This window comes from Aequorivita vitellina, from assembly GCF_022008365.1.
In the GTDB taxonomy this organism is placed as follows: domain Bacteria; phylum Bacteroidota; class Bacteroidia; order Flavobacteriales; family Flavobacteriaceae; genus Aequorivita; species Aequorivita vitellina.
Map to the genome: position 1 here is coordinate 1 of NZ_JAIRBA010000036.1, position 21,952 is coordinate 21,952.

Sequence of the window (21,952 nt, forward strand, 5' to 3'; positions counted from 1 at the left end):
ACGCAGAATACTTCAGGAGCTGTAACATCTTGTACAGTAACCGTAGAAGTACAAGTAGCTGTTCTTCCAGCTGTATCTGTAACTGTCATAGTTACGGTATTTGGACCCACATTTGAACAATCAAATGAAGATACATCTAAAGACATAGAAGCAATAGCACAGTTGTCCATTGAACCGTTGTCTAGATCGGCAGCGGTAATTGTTGCCATTCCGGTAACTGGGTCAAGGTCTACTGTTATATCTTGGCATACTGCCACAGGATCTTCGTTGTCAACCACTGTAACTATAAAATCACATGTTTCAGTATTGCCATCGCTGTCTGTAACAGAAAGGGTAACAGTAGTATCACCTACTGCAAAAGTGCTTCCACTTGCAGGTGTAGCTACAATATCGTCAGAGATGTTTCCATCTTCATCATCAAATGCAACTCCGGCAAAGTTAACTACAGCACCACAGGTTCCTGGAGCGTTGTTAGCTGTAATGTTTGCAGGGCAAATTATAGTTGGAGGCATACCAGTAGAAAGTACTGGGAAACCAGAAATATTTAATTCAAAATTACCAGAACTTGAACTGTAACCATGCACTAACACATAGTATCTAGAAGAACCATCTGTAGTAAAAGTTACTTCACTTCTAACGCCACTAGCAGCACAAGTAGCATCATCATTTGCAGTTACGCAAGTAAGTGCTCCACAAGCACCAGTGTAAACAGAAAGCTTAGTGTCATACCCAACAGCAGAACATGTGTTAATAGTTACAGCAGAGCCAGAACCACTAACATCGTCAAAATAGTACCATACTCCTGGTGCGGTAATACTAACTCCTCCACAAGCCCCTGGGGCATCAACAGTAGCATTGGTAGAAGTGCCAGGCACTGTACCATCTGCTGTTAACTCAATCGCTCCCGAGCACAGATCATTTGCTGGCGGTGGAGGTGGTGGATCTAAAGACATGCCTGAAGTTGCTCTACAAGCGCTTTCAGATGTACAAGCAGCATCTGCATAAACATGCAATCTATAAGTTCCTGATGTAGCAACATTAACATCTAAGGGAGTTATACCTGAAGCTATAACATTGTTTGTCGCATCAGTAAAAGTTAAAAAATCAGTGCTAACACTTGAAGCAAACCTATAGTTTCCTGAAGTGGCAACCGTTACCGTCACTCTTTCACCCGCAAAATTACAGGTAGTAAAGACAACAGGTGTTTGGGATGCGTTAGACACAGTTCCCGATCCATAAGCAGAAGTCGCAATACATTGACTAAAGACGCTCCCGACTGTAAAAAATAACAGTAAGAGCGTGAGGGTAATTTTCTTCATAAAAAAAATTGTTTTAAGTTAATAAATATTAAAATTCTATGTTAATAGGTCGTTAAAAATAGCATTATTTATGATAGAAGACAAATTATTCCCAAAACTAAAATTTACTATATTTAAGAATTATTTCTTTTAGCTAAAAAATATATTTCGACCACCCTCCTTAAGCAATTGTCTATAAGAGAGTTAATTTACTTTATTATGAAAAAACCAATCGTATTTCTATTTTTGACCTTCATTTTATTCTCTTGTTCCCAGCAAAATAAAAAGACCGAAAAACCACAATTTACTGACAATGCGTCAAATTTATACACAAAAATCACTTCAGAAACTTCACATTTAGAATTTAAAAATGTAATAAAACAAGATTTAGATTTTAACTTTTTAAATTACCCCTATATATATGCCGGAGCTGGAGTTGCCGTGGGCGATATTGATAATGATGGGCTTCAAGATATCTATCTGGTGTCTAATTTTGGACCGAATAAACTTTATAAGAATACGGGCAGCCTCAAATTTGAAGACATAACCACATCGTCAAAAACAGAAGATTACAAAGGATTCTCAACGGGCGTAACCATGCTAGACATAAATAATGATGGATGGCTGGATATATACGTTTCAAAAGCTGGTTCGCTAAATGATGACAATGCCAGACGGAACCTTTTATTCGTCAACCAAAAGGACGGCACTTTTAATGAAGAAGGAAAAAAATGGGGCTTGGACGATCCCGGTTATACTACGCAAATTTATCAGCTAGATTACGACAAAGACGGTGACCTAGATATATATGTAGTAAACTATCGTTACGACTTTAAAAACAACGCCAAAATAAGCAGCGAAATTCAACGAAATATTGAAGAAATTACCAGTGACCAACTATACCGTAACGACGGTACTATCTTTACAAAAGTAACCGGCGAGGCAGGGTTATACAACAAAACTTGGGGGCTTGCCAGTGCCATTGGAGATTTCAATAATGACGGTTGGGACGACATTTACGTTTCAAATGATTTTCTAGAACCCGATGCTATGTACATCAATCAAAAAGATGGCACTTTTAAAAACGAAATAAACAGCCGCATTAACCACATTTCTTTTAATAGTATGGGCTCTGATTATGCCGACCTCAACAATGACCTCCATCCAGATTTAATAACCTTAGATATGCTTGCAGAAAACTATGCCAGAAGCAAGCAGAACATGGCGTCAATGAGCACCTCCAATTTCTTAGCGATGGTAGAAGTGGGTTATCACCACGCGTATATGGCAAACCTTTTACATTACAATAATGGCAATGGCAAGTTTCAAGAAACTGCACAGTTAAGCGGCATCGTTAAAACAGATTGGAGCTGGGCTCCACTTATTGCAGATTTTGATAACGATGGGCTTAAAGATATTTTTGTTTCAAATGGAGTTTATAAAGATTACGCCAACCAAGATTTCAGAAGCGCTTTAAAAGAAAAAAATGCCAGTGGAGAGGCCATGACTTTAGAAGCCGTTACAGATATGTTGCCCTACCAAAAGCTAAACAACTATATTTTTAAAAATAATGGCGATCTAACTTTTACAAAATCAATTAAAGAATGGGGACTGGAAGATCCAACTTTCTCAAGCGGCGCTGTTTATGCAGACCTCGATAACGATGGCGATTTAGACCTCATTGTAAACAATATTGACGACGAAGTGGGCATATATAGAAACAACGCCAACAATAATTACCTAAAAGTAAAACTGAAAGGCCCAAATAATAACCCAATAGGAATTGGCGCAAAGGTTTATGTAAAAAACGACGACACCATTCAATTACAACAGTTATATCTCACCCGTGGGTATCAATCGTCAGTTTCGGATGTGCTACATTTTGGGCTCGGAAAAAACGAAAAAATTGATGAAGTAGTAGTACAATGGCCCGATGGAAAAATATCGAAACTGAACAATCCATCCACCAACAAAATGCTCAATGTAGATTATACAACTGCTACTGTAGGAACTGTGGCATACAAACACCCAGTTTCAAAAAAATTCAGTTTAGACCCTGCGAGTATCGGGATTGATTACGTCCAGAAAGAGAATGATTTCGACGATTTTTCACTTCAGCTGCTTATTCCGCAAAAACAATCCACCAAAGGTAGTGGTCTTGCTGTGGCCGATGTGAATGGCGATGGATTAGACGACTTCTTTGTTGGAAATGCCGCTGGAGCCGAGGCCGCACTTTACATTCAAAAAACAGATGGCAGCTTCACAAAAACAAACGAAGCACTTTGGAAAAACAATGCAAAATTTGAAGATGCCAATGCCCTATTTTTTGACGCCGATGCTGATGGCGACTTAGACCTTTACATTGCTAGCGCCGGTTACCAGCTCGACGAAAACAGTCCGCTTTTGCAGGACAGACTTTTTATAAATGACGGCAACGGTAATTTTACTTATAAAAAAGAAGCGTTGCCGGCAATGTTAGTATCCAGCAAAAGTGTCGTGGCTGCAGATTATGATGGCGATGGTGATCTAGATTTGTTTGTTGGCGGAAATGTGGTTCCCAGAAAATACCCGCTTTCCCCACGTTCCTATCTTCTTAAAAACGAAAACGGAATCTTTAAAGATGCCACTGAAGATAACCCTTCACTTAAAGAAATAGGGATGATTTCTGAAGCAATTTTCACCGATTATGATAACGATAATGACTTAGATCTTTTGGTAACCGGCGAGTGGATGGCGCCAACCATTTTCACTAACAATAATGGAAAGTTCTCCAAAAATGAAAACATTGCCGGGTTTGAAAACACCGAAGGCTGGTGGTTCACCGTATCTGCTACAGATTTTGATGGCGATGGCGATGAAGATTACGTATTTGGCAACATTGGCGGCAACAATAAATTTCATCCTTCCGCAGAAAAACCCCTGTTTATTTATGCCAAGGATTTTGATAACAACGGCAGTTTTGACGTCGCTATGAGTAAAATTAACGACGGAAGAATAGTTCCCGTTCGCGGAAAAGAATGCAGTAGCCAGCAAAACCCATTTCTGCTCGATAAAATTAAAAGCTACAAAGAATTTTCTACGTTGGATATGGAGGGCATCTACGGCAAAGAACAGTTGAAAGAAGCCTTTAAGTTAACCAGCCACAATTTTAAGAGTATGTATGCAGAAAACCTCGGCAACGGAAAGTTCCAAGTAAAAATGTTACCAAACGAAGCCCAGCTAGGTCCTACACTTTCCTTTATTTCTCGCGACTTCAACAACGATGGCAACTTAGATATAATGGGCGTTGGTGCCATTTATGATGCCGAAGTGGAAACCATTCGTTACGACAGCAACTACGGCTATGTTTTGCTGGGCGATGGAAAAGGTAACTTTACGCATTCAAAGGAATACGTGCCTTTTATAGACAGCGATTCAAAAAACATGAAAGCCCTTACCGTCAACGGAAACGAAATGTATGTGGTGGTTAGCAATAATGCCCCCTTGCAGATTTTTAATTTCGCGACACCTTAAAACGTTTTAAAAAAAAGGCCGATACTGTTCCACCCGAAAATCGATAGTTGTTTTTTCGGGAAATTCGGCTTTCATTTTTTTATAGGAAGCCAGACTCCCCACCGCCCTATTTGCCGCTCCCGAAGGCGCAATTAACGAAACAGTTTTAACAATCCTACCGTTGTTGGGAAGTTGAAATCGATGAATTCGGGGCACTTCGTTTGAAACTAATTTTAAAGAAATATTGTACTCTTTCAATTTTCTTCGGAAGAAATATTCTGGACCGTTTTTACTGTTTCCTCCCGTAAAAAGTAGTGTATCAATTTTAGGGTTTTGCTGAAGTACCGCAACCAAATCGCGAAGCTCCACTTCCAACATTCCAATGTCTGAAGCATCCACTTTTTCACGTCGCGCCGAAGCGACCATATCGCAAATACCAATCCCTCTTTTTATAAGAAAATGTTCTCTTTGTGCAATAGCTTCGGCAGTTGTTTCAAACTTTAAATTCAAATTGAATATTTTATCGAGAATAACCCACAATTGCCCATCCCTGCTACCGTAGCAAAAATCTACATCGCCTTCTTTTAACTCCCCTGTGGTAAAACGCGGCGGCGGTAATGTGCCCACAATTAGTTTCGTGGCGGTTTTGGGAATATACGGTGCGTACGGATGAATGTGGTGAAACAAGCGATTAAATTTTGAAGCTATTATTTACGATTTTAAAATCAATTTCCGAATTCAGAATCTATAAATTTAAATGTGTCAATTTTAAAATTATACAAATGAAAAGTACAGAATTTTTTTTGGACAGGGAAGCGCTCTTCAAATAAATAATTGTTTTACGTGGCCATTGCGTAAACCTTTTCGCACCTTTTAATTGCAGCAATTTTTTCATTTAGAATACATTAGCATCAGTTATTACAAATGCGCGAATCCACTAACATATTCACTACATTTGCCGAAAATACAAATTGTGAATTACCTTTCAGTAGAAAATATATCCAAATCCTTCGGGATGAAGCCTTTGTTTGAAAATATTTCCTTCGGCATAAACGAAGGACAAAAAATAGGTTTCGTTGCCAAAAACGGTACCGGAAAAACCTCGTTACTAAACATTATTGCTGGAAACGACACTGCCGATTCTGGAAACGTTGTTAGCCGAAAAGGTCTAAAAATTGCCTATCTGCCCCAGGAACCAGATTTGGATCCCGCGCTTACGGTAGAGCAAACTATTTTTTCTTCAGACAATCCAATTCTAAAAATAATTGAAGCCTACGAACACGCCATAGAAAATCCCGAAGACTCCGAAGCATATCAAAAAGCTTTCGACGCTATGGAAGCCCACCACGCTTGGGATTTTGAAACGCGCTACAAGCAAATTCTCTTCAAACTAAAAATGGAAAACTTGCACGCAAAAGTTTCCACACTTAGCGGCGGACAAAAAAAACGTTTGGCTTTGGCCAATGCCTTACTCACCACGCCCGATTTGTTAATAATGGACGAGCCTACCAACCATTTAGATTTAGAAATGATTGAGTGGCTGGAAAATCTTTTCGCAAAGGAAAACTTCACCTTATTTATGGTTACGCACGACCGTTATTTTTTGGAACGTGTATGCAATGAAATTGTAGAATTAGACGAAGGAACGCTATACAGCTACAAAGGAAATTACAGCTATTATTTAGAAAAACGCGACGCTCGAATTGAAAACGAAGCCACAGAAACGGGGAAAGCGAAACAGCTTTTTAAGAAAGAACTAGATTGGATGCGCCGTCAACCAAAAGCGCGAACTACAAAAAGTAAAAGCCGAATTGACGATTTTCACGAAATTAAAGACCGCGCCAGCAAACGCCGAAACGACCATCAAGTTCAGTTAGAATTAAATATGGAACGAATGGGCACCAAAGTGGTTGAGTTTCATAAAGTTTCAAAATCGTTTGGCGATAAACCAATGCTCGATAAGTTTGAATACAACTTTAATCGTGGCGAGCGCGTTGGCATTATTGGGAAAAACGGAACAGGAAAATCCACCTTCTTAAATATTTTAACCGGCGTATTAAAACCAGATTCAGGGAAAGTAGTTGTTGGCGAAACAGTAAAATTTGGTTATTACACCCAAGCCGGAATTAAAATTAAAGAAGGCCAGAAAGTAATAGATGTTATAAAAGAATACGGCGAATATATCCCGCTGAAAAAAGGAAGGATAATATCGGCCTCACAACTGCTGGAACGTTTTCTTTTCGACCCTAAAAAACAATACGATTTTGTTGAAAAACTTAGTGGCGGCGAGCGAAAACGTCTGTATTTATGTACGGTTTTAATTAAAAACCCAAACTTTTTAATTCTCGATGAGCCAACCAACGATTTAGATATTGTTACGCTCAATGTCTTAGAAAGTTTCCTTTTAGATTTTCCCGGTTGTCTTTTGGTTGTTTCGCACGACCGTTATTTTATGGATAAAATTGTGGATCATCTTTTTGTTTTTAGAGGCGATGCAGAAATAGAAGATTTCCCCGGAAATTATTCAGATTTCAGAGCTTATGAAGACAGTAATATTCAAGAAAAACGCAATGCCAGTGAAACAACAACAAAAACAAAAAAAGATTGGAAACAAGATTCCACTCCTGCAAAATTGAATTACAACGAACAAAAAGAATTCAATAAACTGGAAAAAGAAATTGCGAATCTTGAAAAAAACCGCGAGGAACTTCAAAATAAATTCGCAACCGAAAACTGGGACGGCGCCGAAATTGACAAACAATCCATAAAACTTCAGGAAATAATAGATAAGATTGACCAAAAAACAGAACGCTGGTTCGAGCTGTCGGCTAAAATGGGGGAATAATTTTGGGGTTCAGCTTTTAAGTTTTCATTGAAAACGTTTTGTTCTCTGCGCTTTTGCGGTGAAAAATATCGGCCAAATCACAGTGAACGCCGAGCAAATATTTTGCGAATCTAAAATAATATTGCTCTTGCGATTTATCAATTAATTTTTTACCGTTAACTTTCCCCCGTGATTCATCAATCAAAAAGTTACATAAAATTTATTCGGCTCTCCAAAAACAAGCACGGAGTGCACTCGCCTTTTGTATATAATTTGGTAACGCAATGCTTTAACGATAAAACGATTTACCCAGAATACGCAACTTTAAAAAAACACCGACGCGCACTACGCCACGACTCTTCGATGGTAGAAATGAAGGATTATGGGCAAGGTTCGCGCGTATTTAAAGGCAATGCTCGCAAAGTTTCGGCAGTTGTAAAAAATGCTGGGATGAAAAAGAAACGGCAAAAATTGCTCTTTCGTTTGGCAAGGTATTTTAAAAGTGAGAACGTTTTGGAACTGGGAACATCACTGGGATTGGCAACCATTGCCCTTTCACTATCCAACGAATTTGCCGCAATTAACACCGTGGACGGCTGCCCAAATACCCTGCAAAAAGCACAGGATTATTTTGAAACTTTCAATTTACATAACATTCAAATTCACCAAGAAATATTTAGGGATTTCCTCGCTGCGAATACTTCAGAAAAATACGATTTAATTTTTATAGACGGCGACCACAACGGCGACCGAACTTTAGAATATTTCAATTCGCTTTTAAAAAACACACACAACAATTCCGTCATTATTTTTGACGATATTTACTGGAGCAAAGATATGACCGAAGCTTGGCAACAAATAATTGCCAACAAAAACGTAACAGTGAGCATCGACACTTTTCAATGGGGCTTGGTTTTTTTCAGAAAAGAACAAACCAAGGAGCATTTTATCATTCGTGTTTGAGTGGATTAGTTGAGAAGAAAAATAAAACACAGAGCTTATTTGCTAATTTGCAAACCATTTTTTCTCTCAAAATCACGAAGAATATTAATCTATATTTAGTTTTTATTTTTTGGAATTTAATTGAAACTTGCCATTTGTGATTTGTGATTTGGGATTTGTGATTTGTGATTTGAGATTTGAGATTTGAGATTTGAGATTTGTTATTTGAGATTTGAGATTTGTTATTTGTTATTTGTTATTTGTTATTTGAAATTTATCATACTTTGTAACATCACGCCAACCTTTGCGTCTTATAGCACATATTGAAAAACGCTTATGAGTTTACTTATTAAAATTAGAAATATAACCCGAGATTTTCCACTTGGAAACGAAGTTGTAAAAGTTTTAAAAGGAATAGACCTCGACATAAATCGCGGCGAATACGTAGCTTTAATGGGCCCTTCCGGTTCGGGAAAATCTACATTAATGAACCTTTTGGGATGTTTAGACACGCCAACTTCCGGCAGTTATGAATTGAACGGAAACGACGTAAGCAATATGACCGATGATGAATTGGCCGAAATAAGAAACAAAGAAATAGGTTTCGTTTTTCAAACCTTTAACCTTCTACCTCGCACCACTGCATTGGAAAATGTAGCATTGCCAATGATTTACGCTGGCGCCTCAAAAAGCGACCGCACCGAACGGGCAAAACAGGTTTTAACAGATGTTGGCTTGGCAGATAGAATGGACCATAAACCCAATCAACTTTCGGGTGGACAACGCCAACGTGTGGCTGTGGGAAGAGCTTTGGTAAATAAACCTTCCATCATTTTAGCCGATGAGCCAACCGGAAATCTAGACTCCAAAACTTCAGACGAAATAATGAATCTTTTTAATGAAATTCACAAAGCCGGAAACACCGTAATTTTAGTAACCCACGAAGAAGAAATTGCCGAAAATGCACATAGAATTATTCGGCTTCGCGACGGAATGGTGGAAAGTGACACGAGAAAAGAAGTTGAAGTTTAAATTGGGATTTGGGATTTATTAATTTGAGATTTCATTGTCTTCCTTCTTTCCTCTTTCCTCTTTATTCCTTGAAAAAATTTTCGCCCTTCCAATTTCAAATTTTATCTTTGAAATATGAATCTTGACCTTTCAAACCCCATCGTTTTAATAATTGGCGGAATTCTCCTTCTCGCCCTTCTCTATTTTTGGAACAAAAGCAATGCAACCAGTCTGCGCAAGCGCCGCAATAAAAACTTTAGAAGTAGTTATTACCAGCGGAAAAAAGAACGAGAGAAAGAAAATGGGCAGTGAGCAGATGCAGATGGCAGTAATTTCATGGTAATATTCCTAGGGTTATTTGTAAATTTGTTTAAAATCTCATTCCTCAAAATCATAAAGTAATTATGAAAATTTATACAAAAACCGGCGATGCAGGCACAACTGCTCTATTCGGCGGCACACGGGTTGCAAAGCACAATATACGTATTGAAAGCTATGGCACTGTAGACGAACTCAATTCGTATTTAGGATTGGTTCGTACGCAAGATATAGACCCGCGAAGCAAGGAAATTATAATTCATATTCAAGACAGGTTGTTTACCCTTGGCGCTATATTGGCCACAGATCCGGCAAAAGCTACATTGAAAAGTGGAAAAGAACGGCTCAATATTCCAAGAATTGAAGAAGAAGACATCACACTTTTAGAGAATGAAATGGATGTAATGAACGACGCCCTGCCACCAATGACCCATTTTATATTACCGGGAGGAAATTCTACCGTGTCATATTGTCACATTGCCCGCACTGTTTGCCGTCGAGCAGAACGTCGCGCTACGCTGTTAAATGAAAATGAACCCATTGACGAAAAGGTGTTAAAATATTTAAACCGACTATCTGACTACCTATTTGTACTGGCACGAAAGTTGTCTAAAGACACAAACGCAGAAGAAACGCAATGGATTCCGAAAAAACTGTGATAGCTACCTTGTAGAAAATTTCTGGAAATAGAAGAAAAACAGCACTTTAGCTTAAATAACTTATTAACAATCTATTTTGTAACAAGCTGATTATCAGCAGCAAAAAAACGTTCTTTAAAATACAGCAGAAATAATTGAGATTTTACTTGACTTTTTGATCTAAAAAATTACTTTTGCAGAAAATTAAAACCTAAAGTGCTATGTACTGGACATTAGAATTAGCATCATATTTAAGTGATGCACCCTGGCCCGCAACCAAAGACGAATTGATTGATTACGCGATCAGGACCGGTGCTCCACTAGAAGTAGTGGAAAACCTTCAGGCAATTGAAGACGAGGGCGACTCTTACGACTCTATTGAAGAGATCTGGGCAGACTACCCCACAGACGACGATTATCTCTGGAACGAGGATGAATATTAATTCCCAATATTTTGGGAAACATTTAAAAATAATATAAAAAGTCTCTTTCAGGAGGCTTTTTTTTATTTAAAAAAGAATTAAAAAAAACGCCACGAATTCACGAATACCCTGCAAGGTGTTCTTCGCTTTTGCTGCGAGGCCACTTGTAAAATTTAGATCCTGAATTCGTAATTAAAAAACAAAATATATAACAATGGGAATATTAGATAACGTACTAAAAGTTTTTGTAGGCGATAAATCAAAAAAAGATATTGGCGAAATACAGCCGTTGGTAAATGAGGTAAAAAAACACGAAGCCGCAATTGAAAAACTTTCCCACGACGAACTTCGAGCAAAGTCTGATTATTTCAGAAAAGAAATAAAAGACGCCCAAAAAGAAATTCAGGACCAAATTGATGCCCTTGAAAAACAGTCTGAAGCCGAGCAAGACATCAACAAAAAAGAAGAATACTACAACCAAATAGACAAGCTCAAGGACGATCGCTACGAAATTGAAAAAGCGACCCTCAACAAAATACTTCCCGAAGCCTTTGCTGTAATGAAAGAAACCGCAAAACGCTTTAAAAACAATGAAACCATTACAGTTACTGCCAGCCAATTTGACCGTGAAATTTCCGCTGAAAAAGATTACGTTTCCCTGGAAGACGATAAAGCCATTTGGCAAAACTCGTGGGATGCTGCCGGAAAACCAATTACTTGGGATATGGTTCATTACGACGTACAACTTATTGGCGGGGTTGCACTTCACGAAGGAAAAGTAGCCGAAATGCAAACGGGTGAAGGTAAAACCTTGGTTGCAACGCTGCCAATGTATCTAAACGCACTTGCCGGAAACGGAGTACACCTAGTAACGGTTAACGATTATCTTGCCAGACGTGATAGCGCGTGGATGGCACCATTGTTTCAGTTTCACGGGATGACGGTAGATTGTATCGATAATCATCGCCCAAACTCCGAAGCGCGCAGAAAAGCATATTTGTCTGATATTACCTACGGTACCAACAACGAGTTTGGTTTCGATTACTTACGCGATAATATGGCGCACGCCCCAAACGATTTGGTACAACGCCCACACCACTACGCAATAGTAGATGAGGTAGATTCGGTATTAATTGACGATGCTCGTACGCCTTTAATTATTTCGGGACCGGTACCAGAAGGCGATCGTCACGAATTTAACGAGTTAAAACCAAATATTAAAAATATTGTTGAAGTACAAAAAAAGTACTTAACAGGAGTGTTGGCCGAAGCAAAAAAACTAATTAAAGAAGGAGACGAAAAAGAAGGCGGTTTTCAATTGCTTCGCGTATATCGCGGTTTGCCGAAAAATAAAGCATTGATAAAATTTCTATCGGAAGAAGGCGTAAGACAAATTCTTCAGAAAACCGAAAACCATTACATGAGCGACAACAATCGCGAAATGCCAAAGGTAGATGCAGAGTTGTATTTTGTAATTGACGAAAAAAACAACCAGATAGAACTTACCGATAAAGGCGTAGATTTCCTTTCGGGCGAAGGCGACCCAGATTTCTTTGTGATGCCAGAAATAGGAAGCGAAATTGCTAAAATAGAAAGCAAAGGACTCCCTACGGAAGAAGAAGTTGCCGAAAAAGAAGAACTTTTCCGCGATTTTTCAGTAAAAAGTGAACGTATTCACACTATGAATCAGCTTTTAAAAGCATACACGCTTTTTGAAAAAGACGACCAATATGTGGTGATGGAAAACAAAGTAATGATCGTTGACGAGCAGACGGGCCGTATTATGGACGGACGTCGTTATAGCGACGGACTGCACCAAGCAATTGAAGCCAAAGAAGATGTAAAGATTGAAGCCATGACGCAAACCTTTGCAACTATTACGCTTCAAAATTACTTCCGTATGTACCGCAAACTTTCGGGAATGACGGGTACCGCCGTAACAGAAGCCGGTGAACTTTGGGAAATCTACAAACTAGATGTAGTTGAAATTCCAACCAACCGTCCAATTGCGCGTTTTGACCGAGAGGATAAAATTTACAAAACAAAGAGAGAAAAATACAATGCTGTTGCCGAAGAAGTTACAGCACTTTCAAACGCCGGAAGACCTGTATTGATTGGTACTACTTCGGTTGAAATTTCTGAATTACTCAGCCGTATGTTGAGTATTCGCAATATTCCGCATAACGTTTTGAACGCAAAACTCCACAAACGCGAGGCAGATATTGTTGCCGAAGCTGGAAAGAGCGGAATTGTAACCATAGCCACCAACATGGCGGGTCGTGGTACGGATATTAAATTGAGCGACGAAGTGAAAAAAGCGGGCGGACTTGCAATTGTAGGTACCGAGCGGCACGATAGCCGACGTGTTGACAGACAGTTGCGCGGACGTAGTGGACGACAGGGTGACCCGGGAAGTTCGCAGTTTTACGTTTCTTTGGAAGACAACTTGATGCGTCTCTTCGGAAGTGAACGAATTGCCAAAATGATGGACCGTATGGGCTTGAAGGAAGGCGAAGTTATTCAGCATAAAATGATTTCAAAATCTATTGAGCGGGCGCAGAAAAAAGTTGAGGAAAACAACTTCGGGATTCGTAAAAGATTGCTTGAGTATGATGATGTAATGAATGCCCAACGCGAAGTAGTTTACAAACGCCGTTTCCACGCACTATTTGGCGATCGTCTTCGCGTGGATATTGCAAACATGATTTTTGACACTGCCGAAGTAGTTGCCGAAACCAACAAAATGGCGCAAGATTACAAGAATTTTGAGTTCGAATTAATCCGTTTCTTCTCCATGCATTCCCCTATTTCTGAAAAGGAATTTGATAAAATGGACAGTGCCGAAATTGCAGGTAAAATTTATAAAGCAGCTTTAGTGCATTATCAAAACAAGATGGAGCGCAATGCCGAAATGGCTTACCCTGTAATTAAAAATGTTTACGAAACGCAGAAAGATAAATACAAACGTATTCTAGTTCCTTTTACAGATGGTGTAAAAACCCTAAACGTTGCCACCGATCTTGAAAAAGCATACGAAACCGAAGGAAAGCAACTGGTTAATGATTTTGAGAAAAATATAACTTTAGCCATTATAGACGATGCTTGGAAAACGCATTTACGCAAAATGGATGAGCTAAAACAATCTGTTCAACTTGCAGTTCACGAACAAAAAGATCCGTTGCTTATTTACAAATTTGAAGCATTTGAGCTTTTTAAAGCGATGATTGAAAAAGTGAATAAAGATGTTGTTTCCTTCCTTTTTAAAGGAGAATTGCCAGCAGAAAACCAACAGCAAATTCAAGAAGCACGCGAAGTAAAAAGAAAAGAAAACCTAAGCGAGCAAAAAGACGAAATCCCCAATATGGATGAGCGCGCTGCACAATCACGTGCCGCAGGGAACACACAACCGCAACGCCAACAAGTAACTGAAACTATTACCCGCGAGCGTCCAAAGATAAATCGCAACGAAAAAGTAACAATTAAAAATGTGATGAGCGGTGAAAATAAAACGCTGAAATTTAAGCAAGCTATCCCACTACTTGATAAAGGCGATTGGGTTTTGGTTGATGAATAAGATAGACTCGAGATATTAGACGTGAGACGTGAGACGTGAGACGTGAGATAGATTAAACAAAATCTTAACGAAAATTACAAATCCCGAAGCAATTGTTTCGGGATTTTTTGCGATAAAAAAACTATCTTTAATGGTGATTTAATTCATCAAAACCAAAACTAAACATGAGAAAAATATATATTGAATTTAAATGGGCAATTATCTTCACCATTGCTATATTATGCTGGATGTTACTCGAAAAAACTTTGGGTTGGCACGAAGAACAAATTGCAGAACACTGGTGGCTAACCATGCTTTTTGCCCCTTTCGCCATATTAATGTATTTGTTAGAAATGCGCGAAAAAAGACGCCGCGTTTATGGCGGTAAAATGACGTGGCTACAAGGTTTTGTTTCGGGTGTATTTTTAAGTGTTTTTGTGGCACTACTCTCTCCTGTGGCGCAATACATAACCCACAATTATATTACACCAGAATATTTTAATAACGTAATTGAATACTCCGTAACCAACGATTTAATGACGCGTACCAAGGCCAACGACTATTTCAATATAAATAGTTATATGTGGCAATCTGCATTTGGTGCTTTGGGGATGGGGGTAGTTACATCGGCAGTTTTGGCTTTTTTTGTTCGGAAGAAATAAATTCAAATTAGCTTCGGAAATTTTCCTGTAAAAAGATATTTCACCAAATTGAATCTTTCAACCCACAACACAATTAACTTAAAACCAATTAATTAACAGTAAAATAATTCGTTTTTTCATAATTTAGCTTTAAATCAACAACTTAAAACTAAGTATTATGAAAAATCTATTTTTAGCAGTATCAGTATTCGCGTTATGCTTTGCTTCCTGCAAAGATGAAAGCAAGGAAACCATGGAAACCGATACTACTGTTGCAACAGACAGTATTGTTTCCGAAGAACCACAAACTCCAGAACCGCCCATGGATTCTATTGCCATGCAAAAAGCTTGGGAAGCCTACATGACGCCAGGCGAACCACACAAAATGATGGCAGCCGACGTAGGCCAATGGAACGACGAACTTACTTTTTGGATGGGCCCCGACGCACCGCCAGAAAAGGCAACTGCCACCGAAGATGTAAAAATGATTTTGGGTAACCGGTATCAAGTTGCTACCACAAAAGGAGAGATGATGGGAATGCCTTTTGAAGGTAGATCAACAATTGCTTATGATAATGCAACCAATGAATATATCTCTACTTGGATAGACAATATGGGCACCGGTTTATCGGTAATGCGCGGAAAATACGACCCTGCAAGTAAAGCTACAACGCTCACCGGCACCATGGTAGACCCGATGACTGGAAACGAAAAACAGATGAAACAGATTTATACCATTATAGATGACGATACCCGAAAAATGGAAATGTTTATAATCTCAGAAGGAGGTGAAGAATTTAAAAATATGGAAATTCTAATGAAAAGAGCTAAGTAAAGCATTTTCAGTTTTATAAACAGAGAGCGACCCAATTTTACAAAATTAGGTCGCTCTTTGGTTTCCGATATCGAGAAATTAATTAATTCAAAAATTTAATTTTTGCGTATATTGTTTGCTCATAGCACCATTTATGCGCTTCCTCATACTATTAATTGCTTGTTTTTGTCTTGTAAATGAGACGTATGCACAAAGTAACATAGATCAAAATAAAATGTTACTAGAGGCCCAAAACGCCTTGTACTACCAGCCCAAAGAATCGCTTAAAATTGCTGAACATCTTATTGAAAATTCTGATAACACGCGCTTGCGAATTGATGCGTATATGCTGGCCGCAGCATCGCATTACACAATGGGCAACTTTAACAATGCCATAAAAGCATATCTTGAAGCAAAAAAACTTGCGGAAGCTTCAGAAGATATTGAAATGCGAATTAAGGTTAGTACGTCTTCGTTTCATTTAATGAATCAATTAGGAATGAATGTGGTAGCCGAACAGTACTATTTGCGCACCAAAGCCGTAACTGCAAACACAAATAGTATTTTAATTTCTAAATACTTGAACGGAGCAGCAGCACTAATAAATGCTAGCAAAAAAACTGAAACGGGCGATGACAGTGAAGTACTTAAAAGCCTTCAGCAAGCCAATACGTCTTTTAAAAAAATACCCGACCTAAAATTAATTAACGAAACGTCTGCCTCAATAATTGAAGCCTACTTAGCTGCAAAACCTATAGATTCTGCAGAAGTGTTTTTTAAAACAATTCTACAAAACTCCATGGGCGAAGACCCCAATAATTTTATTAGAATGGTTACGTTAAACCAATTGGGTAAAGTATACTTTCTAAAAAAAGAATATCAACAATCGCTTACCTCCTACCAAACTGCACTCGAAATTAGTAAACAATTAAGCAATAAGGTCTATCAATCTGAAATTATGGAAGGCCTTGCAACTACTTTTTTAGCATTAAACAAAGCCAGTCTTTTTTATACCAACAGAGCGGAAAGTGGGCAAGTAGCAAATGAAGTGGAAACTGAGGAAGAAAAAGCAATTAACACCATTTACAATTACATAAACGATAATTTTAATGCGAGAGGAGAAGAAGTAAAAGAAGTGTTTAAACGCAATGTTATAATTTTATGTAGCATACTGTTTTTAATTTTACTTACATATTTTGTACTAAAATATCGCTACCAGTATAGAGCTAAGCAATATGAACGGTTTTTAAGTTATTTTGAAAATATAAAACCCAAAGAAAAACCATTTAAAAAAGAGGTTTCAAAAAGCCTAAACATTCCAAAGGAAACAGAAGCTGCCTTGGTGCAAAAACTAATTCAATTTGAAAATTCAAAACACTTCACTAAACAGGATATGTCGTTAGCTGCCTTAGCTTCACATTTTGATACAAATACCAAATACCTTTCTGAAATAATAAATAGTCATAAAAACAAAAACTTTAATAGTTATATAAACGAACTGCGCATAAACTATATAATAGATAAACTTAAAAATAACAGCACGTATTTAAATTATAAGATTAGCTATTTAGCCGAAGAGAGCGGGTTTTCATCGCACAGTAGTTTCGCTACCGTTTTTAAAGCGGTTACGGGTATTTCACCTACAGTGTTCATAGATCTTTTAAAAACCAAAAAAACGGCCGCGAAGGCTTATGCAAAGCAGTATGAAGCAACTGAATAAACATACTTTGTTAGTTTTTTTAATAGGCGTTTTTGTTCTTATACAAGCAACCTATGCTCAAAAAGAAGTAGATAGTACGTTGGCAATTGCTAACAGACAAATTTACGAAAATCCAGACGAAGCAATACGTCTTGCAACCCAAGCGTATAACTCAACAAATATTTCAATAAACAATAAAATAAATGCGTTGCTGTCTATTTCAACTGCGTATTCTTCTAAGCGCGATTACGAAATGGCTTCCGTGTATGTAGAGAAAATTAAAGCATTGCTACCAAACATTCAAAATACGCGCCAACGCATGAATATTTTAAATAGAATTGCTGCGCATTATCAAGAGCTTCAAATTTATGACAAGGCCATTGAATATTTAGATGAAGCGTTACTCCTGCTCGAAAACCAGAGAAATCAAGATTCAATCCAGCCACTTTTGGGCTATAATGCAACCATGCGAGGATTTATCTATAGAAAACAAATGAATTGCGATATTGCTTTAAACTATTTTAACGAAGCTATTGAATATTATAAAAAAACGCTCGAGGCTCATGTACGCAACGCCAACCTTAGTATTTGCTACTACAATAAAGGAAACTGTCTTTTATCTCTCGGAAAAAATATAAGTGCAAAAGCAAGTTTTTTAAGTTCTATTGAATATGCAAAAAACGCACAGGCAAAAAGTTTAGTTGCCTTTGGCCAAAAAGGCTTAGCCGAAGCTAAAACATTGGAAGGAAATTACGAAGAAGCAATTGAGCTGCTTAACAACGCCACCAATAATGCCGAAAGTGTAGGCGATTTAGTATTAAACAAAGGACTCTACGATGGGCTGTCAAATAATTACCTCGCAATAAAAGATTGGGAGAACTACACTTTGTTTCACAACAAATATTTAAATCTTCAAAACGAAACAAAGACTGCCGAAAGAAAATCTATAAACCAATCGCTTTTAAAGTTAACCGAAACAAAAACCAAAGAAATAAATGAGTTGAGTAAGTATTATAAACCTATTTTAATACTCATAATTATTTTTATCGTATTAGCCCTTTTTATACTCATTCGTTTTGTGCTTTTTGAAGAAAAGAAATTAAAAAATCTTCAAAGAAAACTAACAGAATAAGTCTCTTTTGGGTTCCATTTCATTCTATTTTACTTCAACTTCACCAAGAAGTGCAAGGCACTAACAAACAATGTTTTACACTCGTTTTTAGCTTTTAAAATTCGTGAATTTTAAAAGATACTTCCTTTTATAATAGTATAATCGCACCTACTTTAGCGCTGAGTATAAATCAATAAATTTTCTAAAATGAAAAAATCACTATTACTATTTCTAACAATTTTTGCTATTAGTTCAGGTAGCATTTTTGCTCAATTTGTGGTAAAGCCCACATTTTTTGAAACCCAAGGCGTTTCTAACGAAGGCGTTATTTCTGGATACGAAGTTCAAGCGGGACCGTATTCTCTTTGGAACCCAGACACAAATACATTTACCGAAATTGGTGGTGCTGCACCAGGTCAGGGCGTAGGTGGAGGTGTTAGATTTTCTGAAGATGGCAACCTATTATCGGGCACATCTTACACAGAAATAACAAACCCTACCGAGTGGGAAAAATTAAATACTGGTTTTAATTATATTTTTACCGGTATTGAATTTCCAGACAACCAAAATTCATTAGGTTTTGCAGCAGGACAGTCGGTAACCTACAATGGTGACGGTATAGTTCTAAGAACCTACGATGCAGGTGATTCTTGGGAACAAGTTTGGACTGGTACTGACCAAGGTATTGAAGGAATTAGTTTTCCCGATTCTTATACAGGTTATGTTGTAGGATGGAGTGCTTACGTTGGTAAAACAACAGATGCTGGTAATACTTGGACTCAACTTACTCCAAGTACTGATGTTTGGTATTATACTGATGTTGTATTTAAGGATTCACAAAATGGAGTTGTAGGTGCCTTCCCAAATAGTGGACCTGGCGCTATATTTTACACTTCGGATGGAGGTAATACTTGGACCGCTGGTACAGGTTTAGACGCAATTCCAGATCAAATTACGTATGTAGGTGGAGACACTTATTTTATGGCTTCAAACGGAGGAACAATTCAGAAGACTACAGATAATGGCGCAACATGGACTACGGTTCTTTCTGGGGCTGGTATACTAGCAGGTATCGAATTTTATGATATGAACACAGGTTTTGCTGTGGGTGACGATATCGTTCTTAAAACTACCGACGGTGGAACAACTTGGCAAACCATAACGATAGCAAATAGCCCCGGTCCAATCTGGCGCGATGTAGCGTGGCTAGATGCCGATCATGTTACATTGATTGGAACCCCAGAAATGATTTTCAGTTCTGAAGATGGTGGAGAAACTTTCCCGATAAACAATATGAATACTTCTACATTTAATGAAGCACTGTACGAAGTAGTTTTTACACCAAACGGTCGTGGATTTGTTTTTGGTTCACAAGGAGTGATGTTTAGGAAGGAAACAGATACCAACATTTACTCTATAAAATCAATGTACAACGTGACTAATGATGAATGGACAGTATTAGGTAGCTTCGGTGTTTCTTCTGACATCAGTTTAAGTTCTGGATACAACATTTCTGCAGATGGAAGCACAGTAGTAGGAAGTGCCTATGTAGAACCAACGCCGGGTGAACCAGGCACTCCTGTTCACGCTACAGCTTGGACCGACGCAGATGGCTTAGTAGATTTAGGAAGTCTTTTCACAAACATAAACCGAAGCACTCGAGCAAATGCCGTTAGCGGTGACGGAAGCGTAATTGTAGGATGGCAAGATTTTAATGGCCCTTGGAAATCGGCTGTATGGCGAAAAGATGCTAATGGCGACTGGCTTCCAAATGAATATCTCTTAGTAGACCCCAACGGGGACCCAACAGACGAATATAACCAATTGGGTGAGTGTAGTGCAATTTCTGCAGATGGAATTTGGATAGGTGGTCGCGGAGACTTTGCTAATAATAATGAACCTTGGATTTGGAGCGAGGCTACTGGATATCTTTCTCTTGGAACCCTATCCCCCGGCAACACGGGAAATGTTACCGGAATAAACCACGACGGGAGCGTTGTAATTGGGTATTTTCAAGGTGGTCCTTTTGATCCAAACATTCCTTTTATTTGGACACCTACAGGAGGAATGCAAGAATTTAATTCTTTCATTACAGACACTTTAGGCTATACAATGACTGCGAGCCCAATATATGTACCAAATGCTATTTCATTCAATGGAAAGTATATAACTGGTTGGGGGTATGATCCTACAATAGGTCCTTGGGGAGATTTGTTTACTTACAGAGTTCAAATGCCTACGGTACCAACCAATGATGGTTGTGCAGATGCCATGGCATTAACCTGTGGCGATTTGGTTACAAATTCAACAATATTCGCAACAGATTCAGGTGGAAATGCTTCTCCAGATGTATATTATTCATACACAGGAAACGGAACTGCAGAAACTATAACACTTAACGCCTGTGGTCCCGATACAAATTTTGCAACTACTGTTAGAGTATTTAGCGATTGTACCTTAACCAATCAAATAGCTTTTAACGACAGTTCTTGTGTAAACCAACCTGAACTTGAGTTTGAATCTGACGGTACTTCAACCTACATTATTATGATAGAAGGCTATGACGACAACAATGCAGGAAGTTTCCAACTACAATTAACTTGTGAAGCTTTAGGTGTAAACGACAACCAACTTACCGGAGTTGCATTGTATCCAAATCCTGTAACAGATGTTTTACAGATTTCAGGAAAAACAGAAATAACTTCAGTGGTAATTTACAACATCAATGGGCAACAATTAATGAGTAAAAACCTAAATGCATTGCACGGCGAAGTTGATTTAAATTCTTTGTCAACAGGTATTTATTTCGCAAAAGTTTTGTCTAACAATGCTGTTGGAACATACAAAATCATAAAAAACTAAAAATAGTTAATAGGTAATTTTTATTCATAGTTAGATTTGATTTTGAAAAAACCGTCCCTATTAAAAAGGGGCGGTTTTTAATTTTTACGCAGCAATCATTTTTCTGACATAACAAAATCGGCACTTTTAAAATTATTTCCATTTTCAACACGTATGCAAACGTTTTTTCAGAACTGTTTAAATTCATAAATAATGCTGAAACCTTCTTAATTTCATCGCATAGTAGCTATTTTTACTGCAAAAATATTCTACAGTCATGCGCTCGGTTTGTATTATACTGTTCTTGTTTAGCTTTCATTTGTTCTTCGCTCAGGAGGACAATATAAA

At 38.1% G+C, this 21,952-nt stretch carries 15 protein-coding genes; 13 read left to right on the top strand and 2 right to left on the bottom strand.

Annotation, left to right across the window (positions count from 1 at the left end; all coding sequences use genetic code 11):
• On the bottom strand, nucleotides 1-1,319 hold a 1,319-nt coding region (locus tag K8089_RS14350; RefSeq protein ID WP_237603991.1), incomplete at its 3' end, for an HYR domain-containing protein.
• A gap of 198 nt (nucleotides 1,320-1,517) precedes the next feature.
• On the opposite strand from K8089_RS14350, the gene K8089_RS14355 reads away from it, so the two are divergent.
• Nucleotides 1,518-4,811, top strand: a complete 3,294-nt coding sequence (locus K8089_RS14355) for an FG-GAP-like repeat-containing protein (RefSeq protein ID WP_237603992.1) — start codon at nucleotides 1,518-1,520, stop codon at nucleotides 4,809-4,811.
• A gap of 6 nt (nucleotides 4,812-4,817) precedes the next feature.
• On the opposite strand, the gene K8089_RS14360 is transcribed toward K8089_RS14355, so the two are convergent.
• Complete coding sequence (locus tag K8089_RS14360; protein ID WP_237603993.1) at nucleotides 4,818-5,477, bottom strand: uracil-DNA glycosylase family protein; 660 nt, start codon at nucleotides 5,475-5,477, stop codon at nucleotides 4,818-4,820.
• 286 nt (nucleotides 5,478-5,763) lie between these two features.
• Here K8089_RS14360 and K8089_RS14365 point away from each other — a divergent pair, with 286 nt between their 5' ends.
• The 12 genes from K8089_RS14365 to K8089_RS14420 all read left to right on the top strand — a co-directional run bounded on the left by K8089_RS14365 (nucleotide 5,764) and on the right by K8089_RS14420 (nucleotide 21,625).
• Nucleotides 5,764-7,635, top strand: coding sequence for an ABC-F family ATP-binding cassette domain-containing protein (locus K8089_RS14365; RefSeq protein WP_237603994.1), 1,872 nt, complete (start codon nucleotides 5,764-5,766; stop codon nucleotides 7,633-7,635).
• Between the two features lie 228 nt (nucleotides 7,636-7,863).
• Nucleotides 7,864-8,577: an O-methyltransferase gene (locus tag K8089_RS14370; RefSeq protein ID WP_338149263.1), complete on the top strand. Its 714-nt coding sequence runs from the start codon at nucleotides 7,864-7,866 to the stop codon at nucleotides 8,575-8,577.
• Between the two features lie 315 nt (nucleotides 8,578-8,892).
• The gene (locus K8089_RS14375; RefSeq protein WP_237603996.1) at nucleotides 8,893-9,588 is read left to right on the top strand and encodes an ABC transporter ATP-binding protein; all 696 of its coding nucleotides are present in this window, start codon (nucleotides 8,893-8,895) and stop codon (nucleotides 9,586-9,588) included.
• 114 nt (nucleotides 9,589-9,702) lie between these two features.
• Nucleotides 9,703-9,879: a hypothetical protein gene (locus K8089_RS14380; RefSeq protein ID WP_237603997.1), complete on the top strand. Its 177-nt coding sequence runs from the start codon at nucleotides 9,703-9,705 to the stop codon at nucleotides 9,877-9,879.
• A 92-nt stretch (nucleotides 9,880-9,971) separates the two neighbouring features.
• Complete coding sequence (locus K8089_RS14385; RefSeq protein WP_237603998.1) at nucleotides 9,972-10,544, top strand: cob(I)yrinic acid a,c-diamide adenosyltransferase; 573 nt, start codon at nucleotides 9,972-9,974, stop codon at nucleotides 10,542-10,544.
• 200 nt (nucleotides 10,545-10,744) lie between these two features.
• Entirely contained in the window at nucleotides 10,745-10,966 is a 222-nt protein-coding gene (locus K8089_RS14390; protein WP_014782927.1) for a DUF2795 domain-containing protein, read from the top strand.
• A gap of 193 nt (nucleotides 10,967-11,159) precedes the next feature.
• Complete coding sequence (gene secA, locus K8089_RS14395; RefSeq protein ID WP_237603999.1) at nucleotides 11,160-14,519, top strand: preprotein translocase subunit SecA; 3,360 nt, start codon at nucleotides 11,160-11,162, stop codon at nucleotides 14,517-14,519.
• 164 nt (nucleotides 14,520-14,683) lie between these two features.
• On the top strand, nucleotides 14,684-15,160 hold the full coding sequence (locus K8089_RS14400) for a DUF4199 domain-containing protein (RefSeq protein ID WP_237604000.1): 477 nt from the start codon (nucleotides 14,684-14,686) through the stop codon (nucleotides 15,158-15,160).
• A gap of 157 nt (nucleotides 15,161-15,317) precedes the next feature.
• A complete protein-coding gene (locus tag K8089_RS14405; RefSeq protein WP_237604001.1) occupies nucleotides 15,318-15,974 on the top strand; it encodes a DUF1579 domain-containing protein in 657 nt (218 codons plus the stop codon).
• A gap of 214 nt (nucleotides 15,975-16,188) precedes the next feature.
• Complete coding sequence (locus tag K8089_RS14410; RefSeq protein ID WP_237604002.1) at nucleotides 16,189-17,673, top strand: helix-turn-helix domain-containing protein; 1,485 nt, start codon at nucleotides 16,189-16,191, stop codon at nucleotides 17,671-17,673.
• Nucleotides 17,657-18,784 (top strand): tetratricopeptide repeat protein, encoded by a 1,128-nt coding sequence (locus K8089_RS14415; protein ID WP_237604003.1) that lies wholly within the window; start codon nucleotides 17,657-17,659, stop codon nucleotides 18,782-18,784. The genes K8089_RS14410 and K8089_RS14415 overlap by 17 nt, the downstream gene beginning before the upstream one ends.
• 186 nt (nucleotides 18,785-18,970) lie before the next feature.
• Complete coding sequence (locus K8089_RS14420) at nucleotides 18,971-21,625, top strand: YCF48-related protein (protein WP_237604004.1); 2,655 nt, start codon at nucleotides 18,971-18,973, stop codon at nucleotides 21,623-21,625.
• Nucleotides 21,626-21,952 lie beyond the last annotated feature (327 nt).

What these genes read in the sequence shown, in the direction of transcription:
- secA (WP_237603999.1), top strand. Translation starts at nt 11,160, where the DNA reads ATGGGAATATTAGATAACGTACTAAAAGTTTTTGTAGGCGATAAATCA.
- K8089_RS14355 (WP_237603992.1), top strand. Translation starts at nt 1,518, where the DNA reads ATGAAAAAACCAATCGTATTTCTATTTTTGACCTTCATTTTATTCTCT.
- K8089_RS14390 (WP_014782927.1), top strand. Translation starts at nt 10,745, where the DNA reads ATGTACTGGACATTAGAATTAGCATCATATTTAAGTGATGCACCCTGG.
- K8089_RS14400 (WP_237604000.1), top strand. Translation starts at nt 14,684, where the DNA reads ATGAGAAAAATATATATTGAATTTAAATGGGCAATTATCTTCACCATT.
- K8089_RS14380 (WP_237603997.1), top strand. Translation starts at nt 9,703, where the DNA reads ATGAATCTTGACCTTTCAAACCCCATCGTTTTAATAATTGGCGGAATT.
- K8089_RS14385 (WP_237603998.1), top strand. Translation starts at nt 9,972, where the DNA reads ATGAAAATTTATACAAAAACCGGCGATGCAGGCACAACTGCTCTATTC.
- K8089_RS14420 (WP_237604004.1), top strand. Translation starts at nt 18,971, where the DNA reads ATGAAAAAATCACTATTACTATTTCTAACAATTTTTGCTATTAGTTCA.
- K8089_RS14415 (WP_237604003.1), top strand. Translation starts at nt 17,657, where the DNA reads ATGAAGCAACTGAATAAACATACTTTGTTAGTTTTTTTAATAGGCGTT.
- K8089_RS14410 (WP_237604002.1), top strand. Translation starts at nt 16,189, where the DNA reads ATGTTACTAGAGGCCCAAAACGCCTTGTACTACCAGCCCAAAGAATCG.
- K8089_RS14405 (WP_237604001.1), top strand. Translation starts at nt 15,318, where the DNA reads ATGAAAAATCTATTTTTAGCAGTATCAGTATTCGCGTTATGCTTTGCT.
- K8089_RS14375 (WP_237603996.1), top strand. Translation starts at nt 8,893, where the DNA reads ATGAGTTTACTTATTAAAATTAGAAATATAACCCGAGATTTTCCACTT.